This is a genomic window from Nibrella viscosa, from assembly GCF_039541875.1.
Taxonomy (GTDB): Bacteria; Bacteroidota; Bacteroidia; order Cytophagales; family Spirosomataceae; genus Nibrella; species Nibrella viscosa.
This window is the reverse complement of sequence record NZ_BAABHB010000018.1, coordinates 96,791-113,354: the sequence shown is the minus strand read 5'-3', so window position 1 is coordinate 113,354 and position 16,564 is coordinate 96,791. Positions and strand designations below refer to the sequence as shown.

The following is a 16,564-nucleotide window of genomic DNA, read 5'->3' as shown; positions in this document are numbered from 1 at the left end:
AGTAACCACCCGACGAACCCCGTCTTTTCTGCTGCCTACGGGGCCGCTACTTTTGGCTAAAAAACACCCATGCCTACTTTAGCTACTGACCAGACTCAGCAACTCTTCAGCCTGATTGAGGCTTTCCCCCTTAGTGGCCTTTCGCTGGCCGACTTCTGCCAACAGGCCGGCATCTCCCCGGCCAAGTTCTACTACTGGCAGCGCAAAGCTCGCCAAGCCGCTGCTCCGCCCCCCGCTTTTGTAGCACTCTCCCTGGAGCCCCAGCCCACGGCCTTGCCCCTGGAGGTAATCTACCCCAACGGGGTACGCATCCAACTACCCGGCCCCCAACTTAGCCTGCTGCGCTCCTTAGTCACCCTGCTTGACGCATGTTCAGCCTGAGTTCAGCTCAGACCTATCTCTTCTACACTGCCCCTTGTGATATGCGCAAGGGCATCGACGGGCTCTGTGGCCTGGTGCGTCAGGGACTCCAGCGTGAGCCTACCAGCGGAGAGGTCTTTGTCTTTCTCAACCGCAGCCGAACTACCCTCAAGCTGCTGCACTGGGAGCCGGGTGGATTTGTCCTCTACAGCAAGCGCCTGGAGCAGGGTCGCTTTGCTCGGCCAGTGGCCAGCGGGGCGGCTACACTCCTGCGCTGGCCCGAGTTGGTGTTGATGGTTGAGGGCATTCAGTTGCTGACCTTCCGCCAGAAAAAGCGCATGCGCCACCCCGTCAGCGGCTAAACCAGCCACTTACCTGGCAAAGCTGCTGTTTTTTGGCTATTTTCGCCTATGGCCATTCCCCTCCACCAGCTAAGCCCGGCTGAGCAGCAGCAGTTGCTGGTGCAACAGCAAACGCTGATTGCTCAGCAGCAACGCCAGTTGGTCCAGCTCCAGCAGCAGGTCGAGGGGCTCCAAGCCCAAGTCGAGCAGTATCGGCGCATGCTGTTTGGCCAGAAGCGGGAGCGCTTTCAACACCCTTCGGTCAGTTTGCCGCTAGAGCCACCACCCGAGTCAGATGCTCAGCAGCAACAGCTCGCCCAAAAACAGCAGCACTTGCGCCAGAACTCCGCCAGGCGTCCTCATCCGGGTCGGCTGCCCTTGCCGGCCCACCTGCCGGTGGAGGAGATCGAGATTTTTCCTGCGGGTGATCTCAGGGGGCTTATCTGCATCGGCAAAGACATCACCGACGAACTGGAGTGTGTGCCGGCCCGCTGCTTCATCCGGCGCTACATCCGCTACAAGTACATGGCCGCTAGCAAAGAAGGGCCGGTGCAGATCGGGGTCTTGCCTGAGCGGGTGATTGCCAAAGGCATTCCCGGCGCGGGGCTGCTGGCAGGCTTGCTGGTGGATAAGTACCTCGACCACCTGCCCTTGTACCGCCAGCGGCAGCGCTTCCAGCGTTGGGGCATTGAGCTGGCAGCCTCTACCCTGGAGGGCTGGACGCGCCAGGCGCTGGAGCGGGTGTACCTGCTGTATGAACAGCTACAAGCCGATACCAAAGCCAAAGGGTACCTACAGGTAGATGAGACGCCGATCCGGGTGCTGGAGAGCGAGCGGAAAGGGGCCTGCCATCAGGGCTACTACTGGGTCTATCACTGTCCGCTGGATCAGACCACATTGTTTGACTACCAGCCTACGCGCTCGGCCCAGGGTCCGCGTGAGTTGCTGGGGGGCTTTGTGGGGTATCTGCAAAGTGACGGCTATGGAGTCTACAGCCAGTATGGGCGGCAGGCCGGCGTGACCCACCTGGCGTGTCTGGCGCACGCGCGTCGGGAGTTCGAGCGGGCGCTCAGCAGTGATGCTCCCCGAGCGGAGGTGGCCCTGAGGTATATTCAGCAGCTCTACGCCGTCGAAGCCCAGGCGCGGCAGCAGGGACTGAGTGCGACCCAGCGCAAAGAACTCCGGCTGGCGCAATCCCTGCCGGTGCTCAACGAGTGGGGTCAGTGGCTGGCGCAGCAGGCCCAAAGCAGCCTGCCGCGCAGTCAGTTGGGCAAAGCCATCAGCTACAGTATGGCCCGCTGGGATGGGCTGTGCGCCTACCTACAGGATGGTCATCTGGAACTGGACAACAACCTGGTGGAGAATGCCATCCGGCCGATCGCCCTTGGCCGCAAGAACTATCTGTTTGCCGGCTCGCATGCGGCCGCTCAGCGGGCAGCGGGCATCTACTCGCTGTTTGCCATCTGTCAGGCGCATGGGGTGAATGCCTATGAGTGGCTGAAGTATGTGCTGGAACACATCCTGACGATCAACCACAAAGACCTGCGGCAGTTATACCCCCAGCACTACAAAACCCGCTTTTCCTAGACGGGGTTGCTCGGGTGGATACGTAAGGAGGGGATGTCGCTGCTGGGCATTGCGGAGGCTTCCGAGGCCACTGGTTCCGGTCCATGGGTGTACAGATTTGGTCTGAGAAACTGGCCGAAGAAGCCCCGTTACCCGGTATCGTGCATTGGCGGCAAAATCACTTTGTGGTGGTGTATGCTATCAAAGGCGTCGGCAAAACCTGGATGAACCGGATCATGGGTGGCCGTAAAGCCCCGGCCGGATATGATCCCGAGCCGCTCATCCGGCCAACAATACAGGGCTTTCCGGTAAACGATGCACAAGTTGTCATTCCACCGAAAGATTCGCCTGTCTCCCCTTCGCGGGCAAAGACATCGAGTGACCGTCTGGGTACCGTTTATGTGGCTGATCCGGGCAAGGGTTTAATTACCTACACGGCTGATGAGTTTTGCCAGGGCTGGTTATCAGCCCGGACAGATGAGCACACAGAGGGTGTAGCGCTGCTGCTGGAGCCAACCCCGGCTTTTTTTGCGCAGGAGGACGAACCCGCCACCCATTACGGCTTTGAGCGGGTGCTGAGCTACCTTTGGCAGTATAAACCGCTGCTGGTCCAACTGGTGCTGGCGCTGGCCGTCGGCAGCGGGCTGCAACTGCTGTTTCCGTTCCTGACTCAGTCGGTGATCGACATCGGCGTCAATACGCAGAACCTGCCGTTTGTGTATCTGGTGCTGGGGGCGCAACTGATGCTGATGATTGGGCGGCTGTCGGTGGAGTTTATCCGTAGCTGGATTCTGCTGCACATCAGCACCCGCGTTAACCTCAATATTTTATCCGATTTTCTCATCAAGCTCATGCGCCTGCCGGTGTCGTTCTTCGATACCAAGCAGTTCGGCGACATTATGCAGCGTATCAGTGACCACCACCGCATCGAAGCCTTCCTGACCGGGCAAACGCTGACGGTGCTGTTTTCCTTGGTCAACCTCGTCATCTTCGGTATGGTGCTGGCGATGTATAATCTCAGCATCTTCGGCATTTTCATGGTGGCCAGTGGGCTGTACGTCGGCTGGGTGGTCCTTTTTCTTCGGTATCGCCGAAAGCTGGATTTCCGGCGTTTCGACGTAGCGGCCAAAAACCAGAGCAACTTGGTGCAGCTCATTCAGGGGATGCAGGAGATCAAACTGGCCGGGGCCGAGCAGACCATGCGCTGGACGTGGGAGCGCTTGCAGGTCCGGCTGTTCCGTCTACAGATGCGTGGGCTGGCCCTGAGCCAGATTCAGACGGGTGGGGCTTTCGCCATTAACGAAGGCAAAAATATTCTGATTACGTTTCTGGCTGCGCAGGCCGTAATCAATGGACAGTTGACGCTTGGCGCGATGCTGGCCGTGCAATACATTATCGGGCAGATGAACAGCCCCGTTGAGCAACTGGTCGGTTTCACCCAGGGGCTTCAGGACGCCAAAATCAGCCTGGAGCGGCTCAATGAGATCCATACGCTTACCGACGAGGAGCCGGCCGACCAGCCGCACTTGGACCAACTGCCTACCGGCAAAGGATTAGCCCTGCAACAGGTGTCGTTTACCTATTCCGGAGCAGGTAATGAGCCGGTGCTCCGCAACATTAACCTAACCATACCGGAAGGTAAAACCACGGCCATCGTCGGCATGAGCGGCAGCGGTAAAACAACGCTGCTCAAACTCCTGCTACGGTTCTATGAACCCGGCCGGGGCGAAATTCGGCTGGGCGACGCGGCCCTGCGCAACGTAGGTCATGCGATGTGGCGGAGTCAGTGCGGGGTAGTCATGCAGGACGGGTTTATCTTTTCGGATACCATTGCCCGCAACATTGCCGTGGGTGTAGACCGCATTGATGCCGGGCGGCTGGAACATGCCGTACGGGTGGCAAATCTGCGCGAGTTCATCGACTCGCTGCCGTCGGGGTATCATACCAAAATTGGGGCCGAAGGAAACGGCATCAGTCAGGGGCAACGGCAGCGGCTGCTGATTGCCCGTGCCGTGTATAAAGATCCGCAGTACATTTTCTTCGATGAAGCGACCAACGCCTTAGACGCCAATAATGAAGCTATCATCATGAGGCACTTAGACGAGTTCTTTACCGGCCGCACGGTGGTTATCGTCGCGCACCGGCTGAGTACCGTCTGCCATGCCGATCAGATTGTGGTGCTGGATAAAGGAGCGATTACGGAAGTGGGTACCCACGCAGAACTGGTAGCGCGTCGGGGCGATTACTGGCAATTGGTCAGAAACCAACTGGAACTGGGTAGTTAGTAACTTCGGATATAACAACGCTGTGTCATGGCTCAATCTGTTGAATTTATCGAATTGCGCTCGGAAGAAGTACAGGAAGTGCTATCCCGGCCGCCCCGGTGGCTGCTGCGCTGGGGTATTAGCCTGGTGTTTGCCGTGCTGGTACTGGTATTTGCCGGAGCCTGGTTGATTCGCTATCCGACGCTCATTAAAGCGTCGTTTTTGCTTACAACGGCCAACGCTCCCAAAGCGCTTGTTTCGCGCACGGAGGGAAAGCTCGTCAGGCTATTTGCTTCGGAAGGAGTTATGGTGCAACGGGGGACAACACTGGCTTATCTGGAAAGTACGGCCGACCACGAAGAGGTTCTGCGGCTGATGCAGACGTTGAGACAAGCCTGGTCGCTGGCGCAACGAGGGCAGTTGGAAGCCTTACCCGCTTTGAACTTAGCGCAGTATCATCAACTAGGCGAGTTACAACCGGCTTTTCAGACCTTTGAGCAAACCTACATTCAGCTTCAAGCTTATTTGTCCAATGGTTTTTATAGTAAAAAGAAGGTGTTGCTCAGGCAGGAGATAGCGGATTTGCAGGCCCTGTCGGAGAATCTGAAAGAACAGCAAGCGTTACAGCAGCGCGATATAGAACTCTCGGAGGAGGATTACCAGGTGCAGCGCCGGCTAGCGGCCGAGAAGGTTATTGCGCCCCTGGAGTTGAAACGGGAAGAAAGTAAGAACCTGGCCCGTAAATTTCCGTATCAACAAACGGCTTCCGCTTTGATAACGAATCTGACTTTGCAACGGGCCAAGCAAAAAGAAATTCTGGAACTGGATAAGGTAGTAGCCGAGCAGCGGGACAATTTTTTGCACGCCCTGAACACGCTGCAAAGTGCGGCCGAAGCCTGGAAGATGAACTATATAATTACCGCGCCGATGGGAGGTCGTGTTTATTTCCCGTCTGTCTTACAAGAGAATCAGCACCTGAGCAGCAATCAGGAGTTATTCTACATCGCTCCGGCCGGCACCGGTTATTTTGGAGAACTAAGGATTCCACAACATAACTTCGGGAAGGTAAAGATTGGTCAGGCTGTCCTGGTTAAGTTTGCCGGCTATCCGTATCAGGAGTATGGAGCGGTGCGGGGGCAGATCGCCACCATTAACGAAGTGCCGCTGAAAGACAGTGTATTTCTGGCTAAAGTTCTCCTGCCGAAGGGCTTGGAAACAACTTATGGGCAGTCGCTGACGTTCAAGACAGGTATGGCTGCATCGGCCGAGATTATTACCGAAGATAGCCGTTTGCTACAAAAGCTGTTTTACCAACTGCGGCATGTAGTAAACGGTAGCTTTTAGTCCTGACCTTATGGACATAATGACTATTCATCAGGAATTGGCCGATTTATTTAACTCATTTGTTTAACTTTAATCTTCTTGTAGACCAAAAGAATCGTCCTTAATAGCGGGACGGTTCAGCATTCCGCTTGAACTGGTTCGCAAAGCCCCTGCCCTGCTGGGGAAAATGACCTGCTGAACACGCTGCAACTGCTACCCGGTGTCCAGGCCGGTACTGAAGGAACGTTAGCCCCGACCAAAAGCTGGTGCTGCTTGATGGTTTGCCTCTATACAACATGAAACAATTGGTCGGCTTTTTAAATCATCAATACTGACGCCGTAGCCTATACGGAACTCCTGAAAGGCAGTATATCGTCGGTGTCGCCCGTATGTACGTAAAACGGCTGTTTGCCACCCATCAGCGCACCAACGAACTTCTAGTCAATCACCATCTGCAACGAATTTACCAAACCCGACAAGCTCGTTACTCTGTCGCAGGGTAGGCTGATAAGCTTTGTCGATTCTAAAGCCATCCTTGTCGCTGCTAACTCCGCTTTGGTCGAAAATATTTTGACGTTAATCCCCCACCGACTAGGTTTATGCCAGTCAACACCTGGTGCTGCTTCAGGCTAAAGGGCGGATTTGAGCCGGGCTGGCGCACTCGTATTACTCTTCTTAATAGAAACAGTAGATCAATGAAAACCAACTTTATCTCCACCCCAGAAGGAATTGACCGCTCACTACCGGGCCGAGCATCCCAATGCCATTCGGGCCGAACTCTTCAGCGCGGACCTGCTCCAACAGCTCCTTAGCCGGGGGACTGCCATCCGCATCTACTACGGCCAGCAGGACACCAATCCCCAACTGCTGTTAGTGGCCGTGGATGCCGAGGGACGCGACATCCTGCCTACTAGTGACACTGATGGGGTACTAGCCTTTAGCCAGCCTTGTCCTACCATCTGTGATCCCCAAAGTGAGCAAAACATGGTCGAGACAGCTCAGTAAAGATTACGAATGTGGTATTTCATACCATGAGTCATTCTTTTATTTATCCAACATCAACCGAATGCTTCGGTATTTTAAATAAGCTTTAAATTACATTTTCATAATAGTTTCACACTTTGCTGTGTATACAAACTCGAAATAAAACCGCTTTTACCAATGGCTTTCACTGTCGCACGCGAAAATCCGGTTGCCGCTTTGCTTACGTTGCTGCGGCTATTAAAGGTTCGGGTAACGCACAATACTATAGCAGATACCCTACAACGCCACCCTGACTACCCTAGCCTGCTAGCCCTTAGCCAAACGCTTAATACGTTAAAGGTAGAAAACTTAGCCGCCCGGCTCACCGCCGACCAACTGTTCGAGGTGCCCACGCCCTTTATGGTACACCGTCTTGAAGAGGAGGGAATGTTCACTGTAGTGCGTTCCCTACAAAACGGAATTGTGGAGTGGCAAGACGTCACCGGAAGCTGGCGACAGGAACCGCTAGCAGAGTTCGTCAAACATTGGTCGGGCGTAGTGCTGATGGCTGAAGCCAACGAACTAGCTGGTGAGGCCGATTTTGCTCGCAAGCACCGGCGCGAACGGTGGCAGTCCCTCCGATTACCAATATTACTGATGGGCATTTTTATGGTGTCAGTTTCAGGCTTTGGAGCCTTGCCCCTACAATCTGCGACGCTGGTCGGATTAGGACTGCATTTGGCGGGCGCGGTGGTGTGCGGACTACTTCTAGCGTTCTCGCTCGACCAGAATAACCCAATGGTGCGACAACTGTGCCAGTTAGGACGGCAGGCCAATTGCCACTCGGTTCTGACTTCGCCAGGAGCCACGCTGGGCGGACTAGTGAGCCTGTCAGAAATTGGGTTTGTCTACTTTACCGGAGGTTGGCTGGCACTGGTACTGGCCGGGCTGACGGGCAACCAAACACTGCTGGCAGGTGTGCAGGCGGTATTGTTCGGGTTGGCACTAACTGCCCTACCACTGACGTTCGTCTCGCTCTGGTATCAGGGTCAGGTGCTGAAACAGTGGTGCGTGTTGTGCCTGACGGTGCTGGGACTACTCTGGACTGAAGCCTTAACCTACTGGATATCAGACGCTTCTCTGTGGACCATCAATGGCCAAGTGGTGAGAATAATGCTTGCGGGATTACTGCTGCCGACGCTACTCTGGGTGTTTGTCAAACGCCCGCTAGCCGATGCCCTGTCCTTAAAACTTGCACAGAAAGACCTGATGCGGTTTAAAAGCAACCCAGCTTTATTTACGGCTCTACTGCATCAACAACGCGAACTTCGCGGCCACATACCAACCGAAGCCGTTGTTCAATTGGGCCGGCCTACTGCCCCGCACACAATGACCGTAGCCACTAACCCAGTTTGCGGCCCCTGTACTCGCCTTCACAAAGAATTAAATGAACTACTGGCCGACACCGATTTGCTAAACGTAAATTTAGTGTTCACCATCTCCGATGCACCCAATGACCCCCGCCGGGTGGTAGCTAAAACCGTGCTGGCTCTGCCGCCCGACCAACGCCTGCCGGCTTTAGATGCCTGGTTTGCTAACACCCAGCAAGACCCGGCGCAGTGGGCAATGGGTTTTGTCTCAATGAATGCTCCCGCCAATGTATTCGACTTGGTGGCTCATCACCAAAGTTGGTGCGCAGTCAACCAGATTGAAGCTACACCAACGGTGTTTGTGGATGGCTGGAAGATGCCAGCACAGTATAGTTTAAAAGAAATAGTGCCGTTATTGTCTCGTCTTAATGAGGTGATAAACAATAAATAGTGGATTTGGCCAAATCATAATAAATCAGTTCACTTCTAAATTTTTTTACGATGAAAAAGTTGACAAGTTTCATGGTTTACTCATTAAGTCAGGCGGAAGCCAGACAAGTGATGGGCGGTAGATTGGGAGAAGCAACTGCCAAATGTAACGATGGCACCACTATTAGTTGTTCGGGGGCAGGCACTTGTACAGCTCAGGACGGAGCTGGTAAAGGGAATCCAGGTCCTGATGGGTCATGTAGTTGCGGTTCGGACTCGCACTCATGCGTTATTGTTTAACTAAAAACAGGGCAATCACACAGATGATATTTTTATTATCCATTCAGTAAGACTTAGTTTATTACTCTTTATTCAGATAGTGAGTAGATGCTCTGGTCTAAGTGTGAATAATGAAACTAGTTAAAGTGCAGTTGTCCAAACTTACTAACACACATGGAAAAATTTAAAAGTTTTCAACTAACAGCGCAACAACAACGGAATGTTATTGGCGGCATGCTTGCTGAGGTGACGGCAGATTGCGGTGGAGGCAGAACAATCACATGTAGGGGCACTTCGTGTAAGAGCACTGATGGACCGACTGGGTCATGTTCGTGTGACAGTGGTTTAGGAGACCTTAAGTTCTGTAGCCAATAACCAGACTCGAATAGAGCTATTTTATTGCTCTGATCATGCATTGTTGAATGTATTTGTTTCAACTAATTTGCCTTGTAAAATGTGTTTAAGCATTTTACAAGGCACTTCTAAATTTTATGAAAACAACAATTTTAACCCTGATAGGCATTATTATTTGTGCCTGCCCGTTGTTAGCACAACAGGAAGACAGTATAACAGTTCATGTCGCTCCTACTATAAATTCCAAAAACCTCTTTGCACGATATACGTTCCCCTTTTCACGTTCAAAAAGGGAAAGTATGCCCAACCAACGCTTTGGCTGTACTGAATACAAAATTGGCTACTTCGTTATTGATAAATTTCAGTACTGGTTTGATAATTATAAAGCTGGCGAACGCGATACAAAACAGTTTTTATCAGACATACAGCAGTATAACATCGACACAAATTTATTGTCGCCTAATAAAATTAAATCCTTTGTCAGTGTTTTCTCCGGTTTAAAAGGAGGAAAAAAAGTTGTTGTGGTCGATGCTAATAATGATGATGATTTCACGAATGATACAGTATATGAATTCGATACCCTGACTACAGAAAAATATTATCGGGGAGATACGCTTGATTTGGCCCCGCTTGTTAAAGTTCGTTATGAATCTTTTAACAGAGGAGAGATTATCAGTAAATATACGTTTTTAAGAGTTAAGCCTTATGATTTGGCTTATTCTCATCCAACTGATCTTGATAGGAAACTCACTGTCTACTCTGTACCATTCGTACACCGGGAAGGAGTGTTTCGGATTGGGGAAAGTAACTTTAAAGTTACTCTACTATTCTCACCAAAAGGTCATACCGACGATTATAGACTGCCCTATTTGAAGATTCAGATAGCGGAGAAAGAGTATGAACACAAAGAAGCGCCAGCGCAAATTGGGGAAACAGCAGTTGTTGATAACCACGTATTTACGGTTATATCTTGTAATCGAGAGGGCTCAATAGTAAAGCTTATATACAAAGGTTATCAGGAAAATCGAGAAGGAGGTTTGGTCAATAACCGCATTCCAACTCTTCAAGGTAAATCTTTTGACAATTCCTTGATAACTATTCAACATATCCTGGACGATAAAAAATACGTTTTGCTTGATTTCTGGGGGTCGTGGTGTGAGCCCTGTATTCGTTCAATGCCTGCTTTAAAAATGCTTTATACACAGGTTGATCCGGCAAAAATACAGTTCGTTGGCATAGATTATGAGTATAATACCGCAGGACAAGCCCGTGCACAGAAGCAATTAGCCAAATTTGATATTACCTGGCCGCAAGTCGCTGAGCTCTCGACAGCTCAAACACCATCAAGTTTTCTTGTTAGTTTGAACATCAAAAACTATCCAACCTTCACATTGATTTCTCCTGACGGTAAGGTATTAGTCCGTGAAATTGGTGAAGATGCCTTACCGAAAATCGTGGAGACATTCAAAAAGATAGGCGTATTAAAAAAACCATAGGTTTCAAAACCTTTTCAATGTCTTCCTTCTTTCATTATCGCCAATCCGATGCAATGGAATGCGACCCCACTTGCTGCGGATGACGGCGAAGTATTTCGGACGGTCGTTTTTGCTCCGGTACGATGCCCAACGGCAGTATCTCTGTATTGAGGCTAGCGCTCTCTCAATTATCGCCGGAAGAACATATACGCTGATCGCTTCGCTGCCCACCGGCGAGCAGGTTACGGCCCAGTGTACGGTACACGGCCTAGTGCCGATCAAGGAGTAGTGTGTAGATACCTTGAAAAAGATCGCTATACGTCTTTTCCGGAATACTGCATCACCCTACGGTGGCAGGACCCAGTCGATATAGTCAACTATTATCAGGTGTCGGGTGACAACGAGTTCGGTGCGATTAAGAATGTTTACACACAGGTTCAGGCTATTCAAAAGGATACCATTCGGCAGACCTTTCCATTTTATTTTGGTGATTAATTACCCTTTCTGAAAGATGCCAATGCCGAAGGGCGGGTAGTGACTTCGCCTAAAGCAGAATTATGGTTCAGAAGTTATATAAATGGTGTGGACCAAGCACTACTGCCTATCCAGGTCAACGCATTTTTGATGAATGCGGATCTGAACTATTATCATTATCACGAGACCCTGAGACGCGCTCTGAGGGCAGTCGACAATCCCTTTGCCGAACCCCTGCCGCTGCCTGGTAATATTCAGGGTGGGCTGGGCTGTTTTGCCGCTTTCAGTAGGGTATCGATTACCTTCCGGTTTAGGTAACTTTCCCCTAAAGAAGAATATATTTTATGTTGGCAAGAACCAGCATTGCTTCAAAGTAAAATGTGGAACGATAAAGAAACAGCTATTGATCTACTCGGCCACCGCCGGATAGCTCAGACCATTGTTGAAATTATCCGTGAAGAGGAGCTCCGGCCTTTGACGATTGGCATTCATGGTAACTGGGGAGCGGGTAAAACCTCGGTTTTATCCCTCATCGAAGCAGAATTTGCGGCTGATGAAAAGACACTTTGTTTTACGTTTAATGGATGGCTATATGAAGGCTATCAGGACACTAAATCAGCCCTAATGGAGGCTGTAGTCCACCAGTTGATGGCCAAGCGTTCAGTGAGTACGCAAGTTGTGGATTTAGGTAAATCCCTGCTAAAACGTATCAATTGGTTAAAGACAGCAAAAGTTGCTGGTAGCTTAGCGTTGAATGTGGCCACCGGCTTTTCGTGGGCAGCTATTGCCGGCTTGCCTGAGTTACTTTCCATTACCAAAACTGTACTCGGAAAGAAAGAGGATAAGGACAGTGCTACTTCCATTGACGTTTTAGAAGCAGCCAAAGATGATGAATGGCTAAAGCCTGAAGAAGCCACTGTCCCGGCGCAAATCCAAGCCTTCCGCAATGAGCTTAAGCAACTAATAAAAGCGTCCACAGTGGAGCGCCTGGTTATCTTGGTAGATGACCTGGACCGTTGCCTACCCGCAGCGGTGATCGATGTACTCGAAGCCATCAAGCTCTTCCTCTTTGTTGAAGGTACCGTGTTTGTAATTGCTGCCGACGAGCAAATGATTGAATATGCCGTTCGTCGCCATTTTCCGGAACTGCCGGTTTCTCAGGCTGAATACACAAAACATTATCTGGAAAAGCTCATCCAGATACCCATACGGGTTCCCTCGCTCAATCAACTCCAAACCCAGAACTATATCAGGTTCCTGCTACTACAAAACTTCTTATTACCAGACAAGCAGTTAATTACCGAAATCTGCACTGCTTTTGAAACCAGTCGGCAAACCCCCTACGATAATAAAGAGCTATCTTTTGAATTTGTTGCCAGTCAGCTTACCTTCCCCTGTCATGACCTACAGCCAGTGCTTCGTATAGCCGATCAGTTAGGAAGCACGCTTGCGAAGGAGCTACGGGGTAATCCCCGAAATATAAAGCGTTTCTTAAATACCTTGTTCCTCCGCCATCGAGTAGCCAAGATTTATGGTCTGGAGCAGCGGGTAGAGCTACGGGTCCTGGCCAAATTAATGCTGATCGAAAGGTTTTATCCGGAAACATACGAGCAGATTGTCAATGAAGTTGTTGAAGCCGAAGATGGTCGATCCCCACTGGTACTGGGGCTAGAAGAAAAAGACGAAAATGAGGAACAGAAAAGTAAAGCTGGTAAACGTAAAGGCATCGCCAGTGAAAATACAAGCGAGGAAGAATTAAGAGAGTGGGGTAAACTGGAGCCGCCACTTTCTACACTCGATCTAAAACCATATATCTTCATTTCCAGAGAACGGGCCGTCAGCTTCAAGGCCTCCGATGATTTGCCACACGCTCTTGTGCCTGTTTATGAGGCACTGGTGGGCGGTCATCGTATTGCGATAGCTAAGTATGAACCAGAGTTAAGAGCCTTAGATCCAACTCAAGCCCGCCAGCTTTTTAATGCGTTAAAAAAGCTAGTCTTGAAATCTGGAAATTGGCGAACGCTACCCAAGCCGCTGGAAGGATTATTTTACCTGGTTCAGCGTCAGCCCTCTCTTGAACTCCCCTTAGTTGAGCTAATAAGTTCAGTTGCGGTCACAGATTTAGGGATAGGTGTAATCAGTAATCTAACCTCAATAAAAACCCCAGAGGGCAAGAAAGCCATAAAAATTCTTTACGAAAACATTGAGCAGAATCCCGATGCGGATTCGAAGGTCAAGGAATTGATTAAGCAGCTAATACCAACTCTACCAGATGGGAACTTCCATTAATCGACGCGGTCCAAAACCCACAACCCCTTTAGTTCCCGACTGGCTAGATGAGCAAGAGTCTCTCCCTGAAGACTTTCCCGCAGGGCCTCCAGCCCCTCTGCCCCAACCAGAAGGTGACGATGAGAAATCACCTGATGAGGAGGACGAAACTGGAGAAGACCAGAACGCAGAAAAGCAACAGATTGGTAACCGCTTCAATGTAAGCCAGCGAGGCTTTAGCCGGGTCGTAAAAACAGGAGATTACTCCCAGTTAAAGCGAGTACTGAAAAATTACGTGTCTGTAGCCAGTGGAGGCCCAAAGACAGCCGCCCGTCGGCTTAGTCGGTCCGGACTAGCCGTTTCACGGTTTGGTCAACTACTAACTGATATTAATCGAGACGGTTTAGGGGAGACCCTGGCTCGATTAGACCTGGCTCAATACTCAAATGGTTCGGCAATTGAGGTACTGTCAGCCCTTATGAGCCAGGTATGTGGCACATCAGCTTTATTAGATGATGCTGTGACTCGTCAGGCTTATGCCGAAACGGTTACGAGAATTATCGATGAAACACCTAATTTAGATCTTCGGCAATTGTCTGAAGCGCAAGTCTGCGAAATGATGGCCATCTTTTTAGAGGAAAGTATTGTATACCGCTTGATCTGTGATGTTGGCCGGTCGCAGACAGTAGACACAGCTGATGTGACTAGGGCTATCGAAATCGAGGAGCAGCTTTACCAGATTGTCAAAGGATTAATTCATAGCACTATTGTACCGGAGTTGACTCGGTCAATGCAAAACCTGGCGACGCTGAACCAAGCCATACAGCGCATCTATCAGATCGCCTTTCGTTCAATCATCAGCAGTTAATACGATTCTATATGTCTACCATTGGAATAGAACTACGGATTGGTTCTGAAGATACAGGTGCCACCGTGGTTACCGCCGAATTTTCTGCCTTTTATACATTTAATATTCAGGTGGAGAATCAACCAAGCCAGCGCATTCTGTTGAATCAGTTTCTGAAAAGCTTGCGAACGCTTAGACTAAACCCTACGGCGACAGCATTAGATCTCTTGGCTCTTGCCTGTGCTGCTTATGCAGCAGACACTAAGATTAATCGCTATAAAAATTCTGATGATGGGTGGACCCGGCAATTTCACCTGTTCGTCCCTGTTCATAATCCTGCTTTATGGGAGCCTCATCAGAGCTTAGTGACTCATATTTTAAACTTTTTGACTGGAGACCTTTGGCGCGTGACGTTCCGGCAAAGTGCCGCATCCATCGTAATTAGACGCAGAAAGCTAAAGCCCTCAGAATACCATACAGATACGGTTTGCCTGTTTTCCGGTGGCATGGATAGCTTTATTGGAGCTATGAAGTTGCTAGATGAAGGGAAACGCCCTCTCCTGGTTGGACATGCTAAAAGCAGCGAGGTTTCTGATTTTAGGAATCAAGCGGCAGATGCACTGAAGAAGCGGTACACAACTCTTGATCCAAAGCTAATTAATGCATTTGTGCGTGTTGAAAAGGTTTATGATGGTGAAGAAGATCCTATTGAGGGTGAGAATACAGAGCGCGGACGCTCTTTTTTGTTCCTTGCGTTAGGGGTTGTATGTGCATCAGGTCTACCCTATAGCGAGACCGGGTCTTCGCGCAGATCCTTATACATACCTGAAAATGGTTTTATCACACTGAACATCCCCCTTACCCCACTGCGCATTGGTGCCTATAGCACCCGGACCACACACCCATACTACCTGGGCGTGATGCAGCAATTAGTTAACGCTATTGATTTAAAAATAGACATTATCAATCCGTTTGAATTTAAAACAAAGGGCGAGATGCTCATGGAGAGCCAGGACCCTGAGTTTGTTACAAGTGTCAACACCATGTCCTGTAGTCGCCCGGCTACTCGCAATGCCAAATTAGAAGGGAAAGGGAAAAGGCATTGTGGCCGGTGTGTTCCTTGCCTAATTCGATGTGCTGCTTTACATGCAGCCAAGGTGTCTGATGATAACCGGACCTTACCAGAAGAGCGGAAATACAGGACCGATATTTTTCATGAGCGATTACATGCTTCTACCCGTAATGTGGATAATAAATCGGCCAAAGGCGAACATGTCATGGCTTTTCGGTATATGATTGAGAGGAATCGCCAGAATCCTAATTATCTAAAAGCAGCTATTCACTTAACAGGCCCCCTAGATGAGCCTGCCCAATCTTTAGCCGTATATTTACGAGGGTTAAAAGAGGTGGAGGCAATTCTAGAAAATGTCGAAGTAGTCGATTAACAAAATGGCTTATTATGTTGATACACACTGTCATTTAGATTTATTTCCTGAAATCCGACAGCAAGTGTTGCAGGAAGACGCTGCTCCTATAAAAACAATCACCGTAACCAATGCGCCTAAATTCTGGCAGCCAAACTCTAACCTATTTTCTAATTGCAAAAACATTCGGGTGGCCTTAGGTTTACATCCGGAACTGGCTATTGAACGGCTAAAAGAGCTAAGTGTATTTGAGGAGAATATCACAGCAACTCGTTATATTGGAGAGATTGGCCTAGATGGCACCTCAAAGGATGCACAAGTTCGCAACGCTCAGCATATAGTTTTTACAACGATTTTAAAGTTATTGCAAAATCAAGCATCGAAGATACTTACGGTACATAGCCGAGCTGCAGCAAGTGAAACAGTCGAGGAGTTAATTGAACTCTTAAGGTTAGGTTCACATCCAGTCATCTTACATTGGTACTCGGGAGAACTAGAACCGCTTCGAAGAGCTGTTAACGCCGGCTTTTTCTTCTCAGTAAATCACAGAATGGTATCCAGTAAGAAGGGACAAGCGATGCTGAGCAATATTCCTGTCAAGCAAATTTTGACAGAAACTGACGCCCCATTTACATTTTCAGACAAGGTTACGAACCGGGAAGACTCTCTACGAGAAACAATCTCTGGTTTGAGTCGAATTTGGAAAATAGAGCCAGTTGAATCAAAAGAAATAATTTGGCAAAACTTTAAAAGCTTACTAAATCAGGCTAATGGCAGCTTAAACCTTTAAGACTTAAAGCCTCCTTTTGATAATCCGTTAATCTGCA

14 protein-coding genes are annotated in these 16,564 nt (G+C 49.7%); all 14 read left to right on the top strand.

Features of this window, described 5'->3' with window-relative positions:
- The first annotated feature begins 69 nt into the window (after nt 1-69).
- On the top strand, nt 70-381 hold the full coding sequence (tnpA, locus tag ABD931_RS27150) for an IS66 family insertion sequence element accessory protein TnpA (protein WP_345271088.1): 312 nt from the start codon (nt 70-72) through the stop codon (nt 379-381).
- Nucleotides 369-722: an IS66 family insertion sequence element accessory protein TnpB gene (gene tnpB / locus ABD931_RS27145; RefSeq protein WP_345271087.1), complete on the top strand. Its 354-nt coding sequence runs from the start codon at nt 369-371 to the stop codon at nt 720-722. The genes tnpA and tnpB overlap by 13 nt, the downstream gene beginning before the upstream one ends.
- 48 nt (nt 723-770) lie before the next feature.
- The gene (gene tnpC / locus ABD931_RS27140; RefSeq protein ID WP_345271181.1) at nt 771-2,288 is read left to right on the top strand and encodes an IS66 family transposase; all 1,518 of its coding nucleotides are present in this window, start codon (nt 771-773) and stop codon (nt 2,286-2,288) included.
- A gap of 83 nt (nt 2,289-2,371) precedes the next feature.
- On the top strand, nt 2,372-4,552 hold the full coding sequence (locus ABD931_RS27135) for a peptidase domain-containing ABC transporter (RefSeq protein ID WP_345271180.1): 2,181 nt from the start codon (nt 2,372-2,374) through the stop codon (nt 4,550-4,552).
- A gap of 27 nt (nt 4,553-4,579) precedes the next feature.
- Nucleotides 4,580-5,875, top strand: a complete 1,296-nt coding sequence (locus tag ABD931_RS27130) for a beta-barrel domain-containing protein (protein WP_345271179.1) — start codon at nt 4,580-4,582, stop codon at nt 5,873-5,875.
- A gap of 708 nt (nt 5,876-6,583) precedes the next feature.
- Entirely contained in the window at nt 6,584-6,859 is a 276-nt protein-coding gene (locus tag ABD931_RS27125) for a hypothetical protein (RefSeq protein WP_345271178.1), read from the top strand.
- Between the two features lie 156 nt (nt 6,860-7,015).
- Complete coding sequence (locus ABD931_RS27120; RefSeq protein ID WP_345271177.1) at nt 7,016-8,638, top strand: cysteine peptidase family C39 domain-containing protein; 1,623 nt, start codon at nt 7,016-7,018, stop codon at nt 8,636-8,638.
- Between the two features lie 748 nt (nt 8,639-9,386).
- Nucleotides 9,387-10,745, top strand: coding sequence for a TlpA family protein disulfide reductase (locus ABD931_RS27115; protein ID WP_345271176.1), 1,359 nt, complete (start codon nt 9,387-9,389; stop codon nt 10,743-10,745).
- A 58-nt stretch (nt 10,746-10,803) separates the two neighbouring features.
- Nucleotides 10,804-11,013: a hypothetical protein gene (locus tag ABD931_RS27110; RefSeq protein ID WP_345271175.1), complete on the top strand. Its 210-nt coding sequence runs from the start codon at nt 10,804-10,806 to the stop codon at nt 11,011-11,013.
- A gap of 335 nt (nt 11,014-11,348) precedes the next feature.
- Nucleotides 11,349-11,516: a DUF4249 family protein gene (locus ABD931_RS29345; RefSeq protein WP_370469359.1), complete on the top strand. Its 168-nt coding sequence runs from the start codon at nt 11,349-11,351 to the stop codon at nt 11,514-11,516.
- Between the two features lie 60 nt (nt 11,517-11,576).
- Entirely contained in the window at nt 11,577-13,487 is a 1,911-nt protein-coding gene (gene qatA, locus ABD931_RS27105; RefSeq protein ID WP_345271174.1) for a Qat anti-phage system ATPase QatA, read from the top strand.
- Nucleotides 13,471-14,334, top strand: coding sequence for a Qat anti-phage system associated protein QatB (qatB, locus tag ABD931_RS27100; protein WP_345271173.1), 864 nt, complete (start codon nt 13,471-13,473; stop codon nt 14,332-14,334). Before qatA ends, qatB begins: the two co-directional genes overlap by 17 nt.
- 11 nt (nt 14,335-14,345) lie before the next feature.
- Entirely contained in the window at nt 14,346-15,758 is a 1,413-nt protein-coding gene (gene qatC / locus ABD931_RS27095; RefSeq protein WP_345271172.1) for a Qat anti-phage system QueC-like protein QatC, read from the top strand.
- 4 nt (nt 15,759-15,762) lie between these two features.
- Nucleotides 15,763-16,527: a Qat anti-phage system TatD family nuclease QatD gene (qatD, locus tag ABD931_RS27090; RefSeq protein WP_345271171.1), complete on the top strand. Its 765-nt coding sequence runs from the start codon at nt 15,763-15,765 to the stop codon at nt 16,525-16,527.
- Nucleotides 16,528-16,564: the final 37 nt, after the last annotated feature.

Coding starts and splice junctions, on each gene's coding strand:
- tnpA (WP_345271088.1), top strand. CDS start 70: ATGCCTACTTTAGCTACTGACCAGACTCAGCAACTCTTCAGCCTGATT.
- tnpB (WP_345271087.1), top strand. CDS start 369: ATGTTCAGCCTGAGTTCAGCTCAGACCTATCTCTTCTACACTGCCCCT.
- tnpC (WP_345271181.1), top strand. CDS start 771: ATGGCCATTCCCCTCCACCAGCTAAGCCCGGCTGAGCAGCAGCAGTTG.
- ABD931_RS27135 (WP_345271180.1), top strand. CDS start 2,372: ATGGGTGTACAGATTTGGTCTGAGAAACTGGCCGAAGAAGCCCCGTTA.
- ABD931_RS27130 (WP_345271179.1), top strand. CDS start 4,580: ATGGCTCAATCTGTTGAATTTATCGAATTGCGCTCGGAAGAAGTACAG.
- ABD931_RS27120 (WP_345271177.1), top strand. CDS start 7,016: ATGGCTTTCACTGTCGCACGCGAAAATCCGGTTGCCGCTTTGCTTACG.
- ABD931_RS27115 (WP_345271176.1), top strand. CDS start 9,387: ATGAAAACAACAATTTTAACCCTGATAGGCATTATTATTTGTGCCTGC.
- ABD931_RS27110 (WP_345271175.1), top strand. CDS start 10,804: ATGCGACCCCACTTGCTGCGGATGACGGCGAAGTATTTCGGACGGTCG.
- ABD931_RS29345 (WP_370469359.1), top strand. CDS start 11,349: ATGAATGCGGATCTGAACTATTATCATTATCACGAGACCCTGAGACGC.
- qatA (WP_345271174.1), top strand. CDS start 11,577: ATGTGGAACGATAAAGAAACAGCTATTGATCTACTCGGCCACCGCCGG.
- qatB (WP_345271173.1), top strand. CDS start 13,471: ATGGGAACTTCCATTAATCGACGCGGTCCAAAACCCACAACCCCTTTA.
- qatC (WP_345271172.1), top strand. CDS start 14,346: ATGTCTACCATTGGAATAGAACTACGGATTGGTTCTGAAGATACAGGT.
- qatD (WP_345271171.1), top strand. CDS start 15,763: ATGGCTTATTATGTTGATACACACTGTCATTTAGATTTATTTCCTGAA.